This is a genomic window from Campylobacter volucris (assembly GCF_008011665.1).
Classification (GTDB): Bacteria; Campylobacterota; Campylobacteria; order Campylobacterales; family Campylobacteraceae; genus Campylobacter_D; species Campylobacter_D volucris_A.
In genome coordinates this window covers 1-15,906 of record NZ_VOWJ01000036.1, presented here as the reverse complement: position 1 = coordinate 15,906, position 15,906 = coordinate 1, and the positions used below count along the sequence as shown (strand labels likewise).

Here is a 15,906-nt window from a genome sequence, read left to right as displayed (position 1 = left end):
AAATATTAAAAAATTTATAACTTATCTTTCACAACAAGCTATTTAACTAAATTAGTTGGCAATTCAAAAATATTTTTGATTAAATGATAAGGCAAACCAAAACCTTGTGATAATAGCTGTGTTTTAAATTCAGGATTATCAACCGTTCCTTCAAGTTTTATAAGAGTGCTAATTTGCCTATCTTTACCTAAAATAATTTGATTGATAATTGGAACTACTGAAATAACAGAAGTGGCAGATTTTAAAGTTCTCAATTCCAATAATCCATCAATTTGTAAATTTCTCAAATTGATTTTAACTTGCCCTAAAATGTCTGCACTGCTACCATTAAAATTTAAAGCTTCAATATCAAATAAATCTTTTTGTCTATGAAAACTTACACCAGCATTTTCAACGCTAAAACCTTTTTCATTAAAACTTGGAGCCTTAAAGAGTAATAAACTAGGAATGCTATCTATAAAGCTTAAAAATTGTTGATGAAATTTCAAATCTTTCAAATAAGTATTTTTAAACAAAAACTTTCCTTTAAAAAAATCTGTGCTATTGCCATCGATATAAAGATTAAATTCCCCATTCTCAAAAATATTTTTTCTCATAAAAATATTTAAAAAATCATCATCCATTTTTAAAGCTTGGATTTTAAAATTATTTTTATCTAATAAAAGATCAAAATTAGCTTTGCTTTTATTTGCATCTATTTTTAAATAATCTTTTTTAAGTCTTGCTTTAAAATCATCAAAACTTAAAGTTTTATTATAATCTTTTAAAAGAATATCTACATTTTTAGCATATATATTGTATTCATCATTATCTTGTAAAACACTTTGGGTATTGTATTGAGAGATTAGCAAATCTACATTATTCAATGTAATATTTACATCATGCTTTTTACCTTGGGCAAAGATAACCCCACTTTTACTAGTTAGATTAAAATCATCTCCTTTAATATCTGCATAAAAATTATCGTATTCGTATGGATTGCGATCTTTATGTATTAAAAAAGAATCAAAAGTTGTGTTATTTAAATCTACTTGATAATTTATAAAATCATTAGTATTAATATTCAACTCGCCATCATAAATATTATTTTCTTGCATCAATTTAGAATAAGATCTTAGTTTAGATAATTTTGCGATATAAAGTCTTAAACCTTGATCTAAATCAACCAAAATGCCAAATTCTTTATTGATTAAAGTAGTATTTTGATCAAATTTTAATTCTAATTTTAAATTTTTATCTATCATTTTTAAGCTTTGACTAGGCAAGTCAATAAAAGAAGCGTATATATCAATATCTCCTTTTTTTTGTTTTAAATTCAAACTAGCATTTAAATCACTATTTGTGTAGTTACTTTCTATATTTGCTTCTTTGATTTCAATTTTATCTTTTTTTAAATCAACTTTTGCCTTGGTTATTTTAAAATCTTGTATATCAATATTAGAATTTACTATATCAAAACGCCCTTCATAAAAAATTTTTTCAGGATATTCAAAAGGAAATTGCAGTACTAAATTGGTTTTTGTTTTACCGGTATTTTGCAAAAAAGGCATATGTATATCATATAAACGCAAAATTTTATTTACTCTATAATCTAATCTAGCATCATCACTTTTAATTTTAATATAAATTCCTGCTTTTTGATTTAACATATCATAAATATAAACTTGACTTTTAGATAAATTATAGTTATTAAATTTTAATTCATTAAATTTAAAATCAAGCCTTTGTTTGTTAAATTCAAGTTCAACAAAAGGGCTAGTGATTGGATCTATATTAGTATCTAAAACTATACGAAGATCTTTCACATATCCCTTAGCTTTAATCTCATCAAGATAATATCTATGTTTTCCAAAATCAACAAATCCATTTAAATTTTCAATATAATATTCACTTGCTCTAACCTTACCACCTACCCAAATATCTAAATTTTCAGGTAAAACTATGCTATTTTCTTTTAATACATTGAAAACTTTTGATATATTGCTAGAACGAACTTGACTTAACTCATAAGAAAATTCTTCTCTCTTGGCTGACAAATTTACATTACTTTGTAAAAAATCACTATCAAGTTTGCCTTTAAAATTATAAAATTTAGTACTAGGATTAATTAACAAAATACCATCAAAACTTACATTGTAATCTTTTAACAAAAAGTCATTTAAATTTGCTTGGATATTGTTATCACTAATTTTCAAACTGATTTCAATCCGTAAGCTTTTTCCATCTACAAAAAATAAATTATCTTTATATAAAAATTTTACAGGATAATTATTAGCATAAATTTCTGCTATATCTATTTCTTCAAAAAACCAATAAAGATATTTTATTTTCTTGATTAAATTTACTGCTTTGGTTAAGCTTTTTTCTTCATCAGAATTTTGTTTTTGAGAATTTATAATTACTTTTTTAGCATTTAAAATAAGTTTTTTATCTAATTTAATATATAATTTTTCCAAATTAAAAGAAGAAAATTCTAATTTTTCTATATAAATTCCATTTTTAAGGCAGATAAACAAAACGATGAAAAGTATAACAGGCAAAGTTAAAAATTTGAGAATCTTTTTGATTAGTTGTGATTTGATTTTAATTTTTCTTTTTTCCATTTTTTATTATCTACTTTTACCCATTAAAACAAATTCTGTAGTTTTCATACCACAAGGTTCTGTTAATAAAATTATAACGCAATTAGATAAAAATAGCTATAAAATGAGTAGTATTGACAAATATACTTTATATTTTCTTGGACATCCTCAATCTGGATGGATCAATATTGGTTTAAAACCACTAAATAGAATTGAATTTTTACATAAACTAACCATAGCTAAAGCAGCTCTTGAAAGCATTACTTTAATACCTGGTGAGACCACTGAAATTTTCTTTGAGCAATTAGCTACTAAATTAAATCTTAATCCAAAAATTTTAATGCAAGAATTTTTAAAACAAAGTCCTTTCAAAGAAGGTATGCTTTTTCCAGAAACTTATAAAATTCCAAAAGGTATCACAGAAGAACTTCTAATAAATTACTTATTAAGATACTCCACTAATGAATTTAAGAAAATTTCTTATAAAATTTTTAGAGAATACAACGAAAAAAAATGGCATGAATTTGTTATCATTGCTTCAATTATCCAAAAAGAAGCTGCAAATAATGAAGAAATGCCTATAATCTCATCTGTTATTAGAAATCGCCTCAAAAAAGGAATGAAATTACAAATGGATGGAACACTGAATTATGGAAAATACTCTCATGAAAAAATAACTCCGCAAAGAATCAGACAAGATAATAGCTCTTATAATACTTACAAATTTAATGGAATTCCAGAAGAAGCCGTGTGTAATGTTTCTTTTGATGCTATCAAAGCTGCTATTTTTCCTGCAAAAACAAATTATTTATATTTTGTAAGAGATAAAAAAACAAACAAACACATCTTTTCTACAAACTTTAACGATCACAATAAAGCATTAAGAAATTAATTACAAAATTTCTCTTTGCCCTTTAGTATCAGGCTCACTCAAAATCCCCATTTGGGTTAATTGCTCTATGATATTTGCTGCACGGTTATAACCAATTTTCAAGCGTCTTTGTATATAAGAAATACTTGTTTTTCTATCTTCTAAAACAATAGCCTTAGCTTCTTCATACAACTCATCTAAATCACCATCATCAAAATCATTTTTTCTAAAATTTAAATCAGAATTATCATCTTTTAAAAAACTCTCATCATACTCTACAACTTGCTGTACTTTTAAAAATTCCACTATATTTTCTATTTCATTTTCACTTGCAAATGGAGCATGCAAACGCACCAAAGAGCTCATACCAGGAGGAGTAAATAAGCAATCGCCTCTTCCTAATAAACTCTCAGCCCCCATAGCATCTAAAATCACTTTAGAATCTATTTTTTGCCCTACTTTGTAAGAAATCCTACTTGGTAAATTTGCTTTTACAACTCCTGTTACAACATCCACCGATGGCCTTTGTGTAGCAACTATCAAATGTATACCGCTTGCTCTTGCCATTTGAGCCAAGCGGCCTATGTAAAATTCCACATCTTTTCCAGCAGTCATCATCAAATCAGCTAACTCATCAATAATCACAACTATAAAAGGTAAAATTTCTCCACCTTGTTCTTTGATTTTTTCATTATAATTTTCTATATTTTTAGTCTTTGCTTCAGCCATCAAGCGGTATCTTCTTTCCATTTCTGCTACCATATTTGATAAAGCATTAACCGCCTTTTTAGGATCAGTAATGACAGGGGTCAATAAATGAGGTATATCATTATATATACTAAATTCAAGCATTTTTGGATCTATCATCATCAATCTTAAAGTTTTTGGTGAATTTCTATAAAGCAAAGATAAAAGCATAGAATTTATACCCACGCTTTTACCACTTCCTGTAGTTCCTGCTATTAAAAGATGAGGAAGTTTTTTAAGATCAGTTACAAAAGGATCACCAACTATATCCTTACCCAAAGCTATGGTTAATGGCGAACTTGAATTTTTAAACACTTTACTTTCTAAAATTTCTCTTAGATAGATTGTATCGATTTTTTCATTTGGAACCTCGATACCTACCACATCTTTTCCAGGAATTGGAGCTTGAATTCTTATAGTTTGAGCTTTTAAGGCCATAGCTAAATCATCTTGCAAAGATAAAATTTTACTCACTTTAACATCTGCTGCTGGTCTAAATTCAAATGTAGTTACCACAGGTCCTGTATAGGTTCTAACGACATCTCCACCGATTTTAAATCGTCTTAATTTTTCCAATAAATCATATATTTTTCTATCAATTTCTTCTTCGTTGATTTCATTTTTACCTTCTTTTGGCATAGATAAAAAATCCAATGGTGGCAAAACAAAATCTTTTGGTTTTTCAAAATCACCAAATTCAAGCTCTTTAAGCAAGGCTTTATTTTCACTAATTTCATCCGTGATAGAATGATGGTATTGATTTTCTTGCGGTATTTGAGTGATTTCTTCAATAATAAATTCTTTTTGCTCAAATATTTTTTCTTCTACCACACAAGAAACTTCTTCATTTTTTTTAGCTCTTAGCTCATTAATACTTACAGGTTTTGCAAAAGCTTCTTCATTAAAATCAAGTTCTTTAACTTCATCTTGTGGTAAAAAATCCTCATCTTTTAATTCTTTTGCTAAATTCGCCCCTAAAAAGCTGGTTTTATCTTGAAATTTTTTAAATTCAGCCTCTTTTTGAGCCTCAATAGCATTTAATTCTTCGATTTTTTTAAAATCTTCGTTTAACTCTTCTAAAATTTTTTCTTTTTGTAAAGCCTTATATTCTTCAAGTAATCTAGCCTTTTTAAGCATTTCTTCTCTTTGTTTTAATTCTTTAGCAAAAAAAGAATCCTCTTGAATTTCTTTATCATCATCTACATCTATATTGCGTCTTTTGTAACTTGGCTCATCTAAATTTTTACTTTTTAAAGTTTGTGTATATATATCTTCGCTGTTATTTTTATATTTTGACAAATATTCTTCAGGCGTCACTTCATCTTCCTTTGTATTTATTTTACTCGCTTTTTGTGCAAAATTTGCAACTGGCTCTGAAAGTTCATGGATAAAACTAGCTCCTAGTTTTTTTTCATCTTCATTTATGATTATTTCTTCTAAATTTTGATTTTTTAACTCTTCTAAGGTAAATTTTTTCTCTTCAACTAACTCTTGTTCTTGTTTGATTTCTTCTTGATGTTTATTTTCTTTTATCAAAAGCTCTTGTTTAAGTTTTTCTTGCTCTTCTTTGGTTTCACTTTGATATTTATCTCCACCAAAAAAGCCAAAAATTTTATTTTTAATCAAAGTTTCGAGCTTGATATAAAAATCAAAATCTATTTCTATTTTAAAAAATTCTTTCATAAAATTTGGAAAAGTAATACTAAAAGCAAAAGCTATAAGTAGTATAATTAAAATAGAGCTCCCAACTTGTCCAAAAAGCCCATTTAGTATCAAAAACATCGCAGAAGCTATATAACCTTTATCTTCTAAGAACATTGCACTAAAAATCAATGCCGCTAATACACAACAAACAAGTGCTACTATATATCTTCTTTCTACAAAATCAAATTTATAATCATTCTTATATAATAAATAATTAAACCAAAAAAATGTAAAAGGATAAGCTTTAGTTAAAGATCCAAATAAAGCATAACTTAACTCGGCTAAAAAATACCCTATAATACTCACCAAAGAACGCTCAGGTATCAAAGCACTAAGACAAATATAAAAAATTATGAGATTAAAAATGACAAAAATAGCTTCTTTTTTTATAATATATCCTTTATAAAGAAAAAAGCTATTATATCAAAAATTACATGTAGTTTAACAAACTCATTTGAGAAATTTTAGAAGTAGCTGAAAGCATTGCTTGATATGAAATCATGGTTTGCATAAATTGCATATAAGTTTGTCCATAATCAGCATCTGTAACAGTGCTTTTTATACTGGAAACATTTAAATTTAAAAATGTCATTCTTTTATTGGTTTCTTCTATGGAATTGGTATAAGAACCTATTGTGGTTTGAAGTTTTCTTACATGATCTTGTAAATGATCAATTCTTTCTAAAGCACCTTGCAAACCTGTATTTCTAGGATCACTTCCTTCAGAATCAGCTCTCATATTTCCACTTAATACCGCATCTATCATTTTATCTAAATCTTTGATTAAATCTACATTTGGTTCATCTATAGTTAAAGAATTATTTGCACTAAATACAAAATTTGATCCTGAAGTAACTTGCCCTGCTGGTGGAAAACCTGCATTTGAATTGGTATCTTTTATAGTGATACCTATATTTGTATTGGTAGAAAATTTATCTGTAACAGTGATACGACCTTTATAATCCATATTTACTTCAACACTATCTCTAGAATTAGAAACCAACCTTTGATATTCTCTAAAATTATTAGCATTTGCCGGAGCAAGAGTTGCCTGTGGTATATTATCAGAAGCTATCATCCCTATAATGTCATTTAATTGTCCATAAGTGATATCTTCAGGATTGGTTACACTTATATTATTTGGGTTATTTGGATCAGTATTCATAAAAGGAATTTGAATTAAAGTTCCATCAGGCCTCCTAAAATTTACCATAGAAGCTTCTAAATTTACAGTTACATTATAAGTCTGACCACTTTTAGAAGTAATCTCCATTTGTAGTCTTTGATCGTCCATGCTTCCATTTGAATTTGCTATGACTTGACTTAATTTTGTGCTTTCTGTAGCATAATCACTAGTGCCTTTGATAACTTGAGAAACATTTCCAAAAACTTTATTTCCATCTTTTTCAAAAGCTACATCATACTCAGCTCCGTTAGTTTTTTGACCATTAATATTACTTTTAACAAAATCTGTTTTGTAAATATCTACTGTGAAATTTTGTCCATTTATTTCAATAGTAACAGGGCTTCTAGTATTATTTAAATTTCCGCCATGAGCTGCTTGCATAATACGATTGGTCACTTCATCCATAGTTATGCCTTCGTCATCAGCAGCTTGTTTTAATGCTTTAATTTGCTCTTCATCTCTCATTTGAGGAGTCATACCAACAGCATGAAAATCTAAAGAACTACTACCATCTTTTAAATTTTTTATTTCAATCTGCCCACTATCATTTATAGTGACATCTACTACTTTATTGCTTTCAGTATTGCCATATAGTTTACCTATATTATTTAAAACATCACCTATTTTATCCTCAGGACCAACATTAATTGTTGCTTTAAAACTAGTTCCATCTGGTCTTACACCTTGGATATACATCGCAGTTGATGGAAAAGGAAGTTTCTCATCGTAATCTTTATTAAAATTTTTATCTGGATCAAGTTTTCCATTTTGAATATAATTTTGCCCTATAAGATGAGAAAATTGAGAATTTTCATCTAAAAATTTTCTTTTATCATTTTCATCTTTACCATAACGATTATCCACAAAAGAAACATTTGTAGATATAACTTTATTTTCATTAGTATCAGGTTTAAAAATCAAATCCCAACCAGGTATATTATAAGGGATTTCAGTTCCAGAGCCACTCACAACAAAAATGTTATCTTTGTTTCCTGTGTAATTACCATATTTATCAAAAGGTTTAACTCCTGTGTTTGAACCTGCAAAAAGATATTGTCCATTTATGCTAGTATTAGCAATATTTACAATAGATTCTTTTATAAGTTTTAATTCTTTAGCTATTGCCTCTCTTGAAGTTTGAGAATTTCCATCACTAGCCGCCTTTGTTAAAAGAACTTTAAATTTCTCTAAAAGCTCGGTGATATTTTTTAAAGCAGTATCGGTATTTTTAGACATTTCTTGTGCTGATTGTGTCCCTTGTATGACTTGATTGATATTTGCTATTTCATACTCTAATCTTGAACCATTTATATAAATATTCGCATTTTCAAAAGAATGCTGAATAAGTTGCCCAGTTTGAAGTTGAAGATTGTATTTATTTAGCAAAGACTGCCCATCTGTATAATTTTGTATAGAGGTGTAAAAAGTGTATTGGTTGCTAATTCTCATTTATTGCTCCGCAAATAATTTTTAAATTTTACAAGCAAAAAAAGTTCCAAAATAAAATTTTTCTTAATATATTAAAGATATTTTTTTAGTTTATATTATTTTAAAAAATATATATTATAATACATTTTTCAAAATTCAAAGCCCAAGTGGTGAAACTGGTAGACGCGCCAGACTCAAAATCTGGTAAGGGCAACCTTGTGTCGGTTCGAGTCCGACCTTGGGCACCATTTGTTTTAGTTTTAAACTTATGCTAACTAAAATATACCATTTACAAAAAACAAAAAATAAATTTCTACAATATTAAGATGTGTTATAATCTTCTTTCATTGTTTCTTTTTATTTTCAAAATCAATTATGCGCAAATAATTAAAATTTCTATAAAAGGTTTGTATTGAATTATACATTGACAAAAAAAGATAAAATATTTTATTATGAATTAAATTTAAAAAATCAAAACTTTTTTGATACTTTTTAAAAATAATGAAAAATAGTATTTTTATCGATGATGCTTTGGAGATTGAACTTTTAAAATATACTGATATATTTATCAATCATAAATTAGATGATGATATTTTCACATGTATAATTAAACCTTTACTTGAAGAAGAAACAAAAAATCAAATAGGTTTTATACAATCTAAATCTTTTAATAACATCAATTCTAAAGAATATTTTTTCAATTTAATAAAAGCTGGTGCAAAAGTGACATTCAAACAAGCTCAAAAAAGTATGACAATACAAAATTTTTATTATTCTTTGCAAGCACAGCTTTGCGAAATTTATAATCAAAATAATCAAAATTACAAATTAGAAGACGAAGAAATAAATAAATTTATAGAATCTTTACCTAACTATATAATTTTTAACAAAATAAACATAGCTTTGCAAATATCTCAAGCAACACAAGGAAAAGAGCGTATTAACCAACTTGATGATATTGAATGTTTATATGATGAGTGGCAAAAAGAAGAATGTATAGAACTTTTTATATTAGATTATACCTATAGTCCTCCAAAACTTTTAGCTTATGAAATAATTGATGCAAACTTAAATGATGAAGAGATAAAAAATAAAGAACAAGAACTCATAAGAGCGAAAAAATTTAATTTTAATGCCATAAAGGCTTACAAAATTAAAAAAAGAAATGATTTTTCTAAACAGATCTTAGAAGAAGAGTTAATTTATTCACAAAAACATGAATATACTATAAATTTAAATTCTATTGAAGAAAAATACATAAAAGAAATTTTAAATTTAGATGAAAATGTAAATATTACAAATTTTCACATAAATACTATCAATTCTTTATTTAATAAAATTATCCAAAAACTTTGTGGTAATTTTTTAGCATTAGATGATGTTTTAGAACAAAGCAAAATACACGATTTAATTCACAATGATTTTATCGAAATTTTAATGCAAAAAAGTGTTAGTAAAAAAACTTTGAAAAATATAAATATTTGTGTTTTTGAACCTATTTTTAGCACCAAAGAATACGATTTTTATTATAATTTAGAAAATGAGTAAAAACAAAATTTTGCCTTAAAAATAGATCAAAATCTTTTCAAAACTTTATTAAAATGTGGAGTAAGTATCACTCAAAAACACCTAAAAAAGCTACAAACCCTGAAAGAATTTTATACCTTAATGCATAAATTAAATCTTGAAAATTTTAATCAAAATTTAAATTATTACGAAAATCAAATATACTACACAAAAGACCATATCAAAATTCAATTAAAAAATTTAAATAAAATCACAAATTTTCAAGAATTTTTAAATAAAAATACAAATTTTATAGCTTTAAATCAAATTTTAGATATTTTAAGTCAAATAAAAGATTTATCTTCGTATGAAAAAGAAGAATTTTTACAAAATTATGATTTTAAAGATTGGCAGCATACTGATGGTGAAATTTTTGTATATGATAGACAATACATTAATGAAAACTCCATAGGTTTTTTAAAAGCAAATAAAGAATTTCAAGAACCAAAAATACGCTTACTAGGTTTTACACAAATTAAACCAAACAATAGCATAGAAAGTCAAGCAGAAGAAATATTTGATTATTTAATGCTAGGAGAATCTCTTTTTGATTTAGATAATATATTAAATTTCTTAAATATCATTAAACATAAAGAATATTGCTATGCCTTAAAAGCTAATATAACCTATGGATTAACTTACAGACGAATGATAAATTTAAAAGAATTAGCAAATTATCTAAAAACAGAAGAAATTAAAAATATTATATTTATCCAAAATGACGATGAGTGCTTTAACTCCTTAAGCAAAGCTTTGAAAATATTAAATTTAAAAGCAAATTTTGATTTTAAATTAGATTTAGATAATAATTTGCAAATTTTCATACTAGAAAATGAAGAGAATAAAAATTTAAAATCAGCTATTATGTTTGGAGATACCATAGAGGAAGAATATATTTTAGATTTTATAGTAAAAGAGCAGTTCAATCAAAACTCTCTTCCTTTACTTTTTGATTTAAATTTTAGACAAAATGGCAATGGAGGAATAGCTTTAAATTCTATTTTTTATCAAGGTTGTTGCTATTTGGAAGACAACTATACTAAAGTTGATAAATACATAGGTAGTTTTGATTTTTTTCAATGTAATTATTTTTTAAAATATTTTAAAAATGATTTAAAAAAGATCATTATAGCCTATATAGATAGAAGTAAAGAAGAGGATTTTAACATTGATGAAAATGTAGAATTTAAATCCAATTTTGATAAAAAATTCTTTGACTATGTTTATTCTTGTAAAAATTCTTACAATAATCTTTTTATATATGAAAAAAACAATATACTTTATATTATGTTTTGTATAGATATGTATCAATCAAATTTAGAAGATAATTTTACATGCATGAGCTCTTTTATAAATAAACATTTTCCACTAAGTGTAAAGGAAGTTAAATTTTATTCACAAAGTCCTTATGAAAAATTTAGACTAGAAACATTTTATATACAAGAACAAATACAACTAGAAAAATTACAAAACATTAAACAAACAAATGAAAATTTTATTTCATTGCAAAACATCAAAATGGCTAAAGAATTTTATGATACATTAAAACCTTTTGATAGTTTAAATGCTCTAAAAATTTATAATGAATTTAAAAAAATTTGCCTAACACCAGTGAAATTTTTAGAAAATACGGATAAAGATTATGTAGATTTTTTTATAAATATTGATACTTCACACAATAGACCATTTATAGGTGAATATTATATTTGTTTCAAATTTGAGAAAGATTTTTACACTTTTTTTAAAGATGAAAATCTAAACAGATGGGTTTTAACGATAACTTTTAGTTTATCATATGATGAGTATCTTAAGCAAAATAAATCTTACTCAAGCAATGATAACAATGGAGAATTTATTAAATATGCAAATTTAAAAGAAGTAGATGATGTGGAAGATCTAGAAATCAATTATAAAGAGCAACAAATAAGATGTGAAAAAATCTTTGACTTTATAGAAACAAATCCACTCTTTAAGAAATTTTTCAATAAAAACAATCCTAGGAATTTTAAATTACGATTTGCTACTTATGCTGAACAAATTGATGAAATAGTTTTGATTAATAACACTTGAATTAAATAAAGAAAGGAAAAAATGAAAACACTAAAAAATTAAAAATCAACAACACAAGAAAAAACAATGGATTTTAACACAGATATTTTAGAAAACTTAGATAATTTTAAAGCATTTTTAGATACAAAACCCAACAAAGAACTTTTAAAGGCAGTAGAAAATCATATAGATGATTTTATGGAAGGTGCATATAATAATTTAGATCCAGAAAACTACGAAGTTGCTTTTGAAGAAGATACTGGTATACCTTATGATGAAGCAGATGAGGATGAATTTAAGGATTGGTTTATTAAAAATGTGCTTTGTCATGATGATTTAAGTGAGATTTATAAAATACTAAAATCACTTGTTAAAGATTAAAACTCATTTTACAAAGAAAGGAAAAACAATGAAAACATTAGAAGAAATATTATCTTTGGAAGAAGATGTAGATAAATATGTAAAAAACTTATGTTTAGAATTTTATGATCTTGTAGAGGCTAACAAACTTGAAGAAGTTAAAGAATTTTTAAAAGATTATCCTGTGCCTGAAATATTTTTTGAAAAATGCTATACACCTTATTGGGATAGTGAAAACAAAAGAGCTATTATCGATCCTGTTATCGCTTTAGCTTGTGCAGGACTTGCTTATGATAAAAGTAAAAGTTTTGAAATGATGGAGTATTTTGAAAATTTAGGACTTAAAGCTGATGAAGTGTGCTTTGGATATAATGCACTCAATAGGTATATTGATAGAGATGGAAAAAATAAAGAAGTGATAGAGTATTTTTTTAAAAAAGGATGCACATTTGAAACTTATAATGAAGAAGGCGGCAGCACTCCTTTACATGAATGGATATTATGCGGCGAAGAAGTGAAGTATTTAGAAGAAGCTTTAAAACTAGGAGCAAATCCTAATATGAGAGCCATTAAAACAGAAAGTGAATTTAGCTTTACTAATGCAGGAGAAACCCTTTTTGCATAGAGCTGCAGAATCTGATGAGAAACCTATAGGAGCTTGTGTGGAAGTGTTAATCAAATATGGGGCTGATGTGAATGCGGCTAATTGTTGTATAAGTGATATTGAAGATGGAAAAATTGAATATTATGTTCCTGCTACTCCATTAGATAGAGCTAATACTTACGATATAAATAAAAACATAAAAATCTTAAAAAAAGCAGGAGCTAAGACTTGGGAGGAATTGGTTGAAGAATATGATATAGATACAAGCTTAGAAGAACCAGAACAAATTAAAATGTATGAAGAAAGAAGAAAGGATAAAAAATAAGATTAATTAAGGTAAAGAACAAAAAAAGGATTTTTCATTGAAATTTAATGATGTGAAATTTAAAATCAAAGAATTTGAAAGTGTGGATATCATCAGTGGTTATTCTCTTGCCTTTTATTTGCCTAAAGAAGAGCATATAATAGGAGAAGAAAACAAGAAGAGAAACAAAACAAAAAAAGATGAATATCGCATCCATAAAAGCAAATCTTTAGAATATATACAAGCAATCAATGAAGAAAAAGAAAAAGAAATTGAAAAACTTAAACTTCAAACCAATGAAAAAATCAATAAAGAATTTGATAAATTAAAAGATGATGCTTTGCCTGCTAAAGGATATAAAAGAAAAGATTATGAATACGATGTATTTTATGATATTTATACAAGTAATGATAATATAAAAAATCATATAAGATCATTTTCAATAGATAATGGCGTGGCAACAGCAACAAAGGATTTCTTGAAAGAATTTTATGAAAAATCTTTCAAGAATGAATCTGGTTATAAATGGTGTCTTATACCCAGACTAATCCGCAATGAAGGAGAATCTAGTTTTGATCCTGTGCCTATTTTAAATAGCAGCTTTGTCATTTCAGAATTAAGCAATATTAAGCAAAAAACTCTTACTTTTCAAAGAAAAATAGCCAATGTGGAACATCCAAATCATTTTGCTTTACAAAGCCCTAAGGTTTTTAAAAGTATGCTTGAAAATGAACAAAGCTTTACTTCTTATGGTGGTAAAGAAAAACAAATAAAAGATCTTTTAAAAAGCGCACAACATAAGCTTGAAACCATTAAAAAAGCAGATGGAATTTCTAAAAAAACTAAGGAAGCTTTAGAGAAAAAGCAAAGAAAAGAAGTTGAAAAATGCAAAAAATTGGAAAATAATAAGAAAAAAATTTCACCTGAGCTCATAGGAGATGCAGGAGAATATGCTGCTTCTATGCTTTTTACTAAAAGATCAACTAGGTATTTATCTAATAGAAGAAAACTAGATGCGAATTTTAACACTAAAGGTTTTAATCACACCATACCTGATTTTTTAATAACGCTAAATGATTACCCTACTTTAGTAGAGGTTAAAAATGTTCAAGATCAAGCTTTAACAGAACAAATAAGCTTTGAGTTAAAACTTGCTAGAGAATATGAGCTTGATTATTTATTTTTATGCAATCATTACACAAAATTAATAGATAATATAACTAATCTAAAGATATTTAATAAAGACAATAAAAACCATAAAGGATCAAGAAGTGGTTTTATCTACCACAGACATGCTCACAGAAGCATAAAGACAATATTTAAAGAAATGTATCTACATCACATAAAAGGAGCAGCACCTAATAAAATCATGATAAAAAGATTAAATTTAAATGACCCTGTTCATATAGAAGAAGAATTAAACAAAAACAAACAAATACAAAAAAACTAAAGGAAAAACAATGAAAACATTAGAAGATATCAAAGCTATGAGTTTTGAAGAAAAAATGCAAATTCAAAAACAGTTATTTGATTTTATTAGTAATAATGACTTGGAAAATGTTAAAAATCTTTTAAAAGATTATCCCATAAAAGAAAGCTTTTATGAGGCGCATTTTACATACCATCATAATAATGAAGATTATGAGCTATCTTTATTTGATCCAGCAGCAAGCTTATTAAGGGCCGCATTTGCTTGTGAAGAAAATAATAATGATTTTTCTATTTTAGATTATTTATTTGATGAGTATGGTTTAAGTTTAAAAGATCCTAAATATAATTTTGCTTTTCCTGATATGAAATATATCAAAGAAGCTAATGAAAAATACATCTTAATGAAAAAAGTAGAAGGAAATAGCATTATTTATCAAAAAGCTCTAATCTACGCATATATACTCACTAAAAACCCAAATTCTCAAATCATACAATATCTAGTCAATCGTGGAGCTAAATTTGAAGTGCATAAAGATGACTTTGGTTGGACTCCTATGCATTTTTGGGTTATGCAAAATAATTATGAATTATTAGAACTAGCTATTAAAGGAGGAGCTAATGTGGATATGCAAACCTTGCTTGATCCAAAAAGCAAATATAATGAAACCCTTTTATTTGAAGCTGTAAAAGAACCTGAAACTTATAAGGTTACACAGCTTTTAATCGAACTAGGAGCTAATGTGAATTTTGCTACCCCAAGAACTCCTTTAGATGATGCAAAAGGATCTAGAAATAAAAAACTTTTAAAAGATGCAGGAGCAATGACTTCAGAGCAAATTAGAAAAAAATATAATTTACCAGCATATGATTCTTCTCATTGTGAAATTAATGGAAAAACTGACTTTGATTTATTGGGTAAATATCGTGATGAATGCTCCAAGCTTTTAAACGATGCCATAAAAAAGGCTAAGGAGAACGAGTAGAGTGATAAAAATTAACTTTAGCTAAAACAAATTATAAGGAGAGATAATGAAAAATAAAAAATTATTGGATGATGAATATATGCAAAAGGTA

The 15,906-nt window shown here is 26.4% G+C and carries 11 protein-coding genes and 1 tRNA gene; 9 read left to right on the top strand and 3 right to left on the bottom strand.

What is annotated here, in order from left to right; genetic code table 11:
• Positions 1 to 38 precede the first annotated feature (38 nt).
• Positions 39 to 2,603 carry a YhdP family protein gene (locus FPD38_RS07980; RefSeq protein WP_261798322.1) on the bottom strand — a complete coding sequence of 855 codons (2,565 nt, stop codon included), beginning with the start codon at positions 2,601 to 2,603 and terminating at the stop codon, positions 39 to 41.
• On the opposite strand from FPD38_RS07980, the gene mltG reads away from it, so the two are divergent.
• Entirely contained in the window at positions 2,521 to 3,474 is a 954-nt protein-coding gene (mltG, locus tag FPD38_RS07975) for an endolytic transglycosylase MltG (RefSeq protein ID WP_147556283.1), read from the top strand. The two genes, FPD38_RS07980 and mltG, sit on opposite strands and share 83 nt — an antisense overlap.
• On the opposite strand, the gene FPD38_RS07970 is transcribed toward mltG, so the two are convergent.
• Both FPD38_RS07970 and flgL read right to left on the bottom strand, forming a co-directional pair.
• Positions 3,475 to 6,018: a DNA translocase FtsK gene (locus FPD38_RS07970; RefSeq protein ID WP_410002944.1), complete on the bottom strand. Its 2,544-nt coding sequence runs from the start codon at positions 6,016 to 6,018 to the stop codon at positions 3,475 to 3,477.
• A 316-nt stretch (positions 6,019 to 6,334) separates the two neighbouring features.
• Positions 6,335 to 8,539 carry a flagellar hook-associated protein FlgL gene (flgL, locus tag FPD38_RS07965; protein WP_147556279.1) on the bottom strand — a complete coding sequence of 735 codons (2,205 nt, stop codon included), beginning with the start codon at positions 8,537 to 8,539 and terminating at the stop codon, positions 6,335 to 6,337.
• Positions 8,540 to 8,679: 140 nt separating this feature from the next.
• On the opposite strand from flgL, the gene FPD38_RS07960 reads away from it, so the two are divergent.
• From FPD38_RS07960 to FPD38_RS07925, 8 genes are all read left to right on the top strand, one after another.
• Positions 8,680 to 8,766, top strand: a tRNA-Leu gene (locus FPD38_RS07960).
• Positions 8,767 to 9,019: 253 nt separating this feature from the next.
• Complete coding sequence (locus FPD38_RS07955; protein ID WP_147556277.1) at positions 9,020 to 10,066, top strand: hypothetical protein; 1,047 nt, start codon at positions 9,020 to 9,022, stop codon at positions 10,064 to 10,066.
• 120 nt (positions 10,067 to 10,186) lie between these two features.
• Positions 10,187 to 12,154 carry a hypothetical protein gene (locus FPD38_RS07950; protein WP_147556275.1) on the top strand — a complete coding sequence of 656 codons (1,968 nt, stop codon included), beginning with the start codon at positions 10,187 to 10,189 and terminating at the stop codon, positions 12,152 to 12,154.
• Positions 12,155 to 12,220: 66 nt separating this feature from the next.
• A complete protein-coding gene (locus FPD38_RS07945; RefSeq protein WP_147556273.1) occupies positions 12,221 to 12,514 on the top strand; it encodes a hypothetical protein in 294 nt (97 codons plus the stop codon).
• Positions 12,515 to 12,542: 28 nt separating this feature from the next.
• Positions 12,543 to 13,118: an ankyrin repeat domain-containing protein gene (locus tag FPD38_RS07940; protein ID WP_147556271.1), complete on the top strand. Its 576-nt coding sequence runs from the start codon at positions 12,543 to 12,545 to the stop codon at positions 13,116 to 13,118.
• On the top strand, positions 13,111 to 13,422 hold the full coding sequence (locus FPD38_RS07935) for a hypothetical protein (protein ID WP_187153124.1): 312 nt from the start codon (positions 13,111 to 13,113) through the stop codon (positions 13,420 to 13,422). Before FPD38_RS07940 ends, FPD38_RS07935 begins: the two co-directional genes overlap by 8 nt.
• A gap of 37 nt (positions 13,423 to 13,459) precedes the next feature.
• On the top strand, positions 13,460 to 14,851 hold the full coding sequence (locus FPD38_RS07930; RefSeq protein ID WP_147556267.1) for a putative toxin: 1,392 nt from the start codon (positions 13,460 to 13,462) through the stop codon (positions 14,849 to 14,851).
• 10 nt (positions 14,852 to 14,861) lie between these two features.
• The gene (locus FPD38_RS07925; RefSeq protein ID WP_147556265.1) at positions 14,862 to 15,815 is read left to right on the top strand and encodes an ankyrin repeat domain-containing protein; all 954 of its coding nucleotides are present in this window, start codon (positions 14,862 to 14,864) and stop codon (positions 15,813 to 15,815) included.
• Positions 15,816 to 15,906 lie beyond the last annotated feature (91 nt).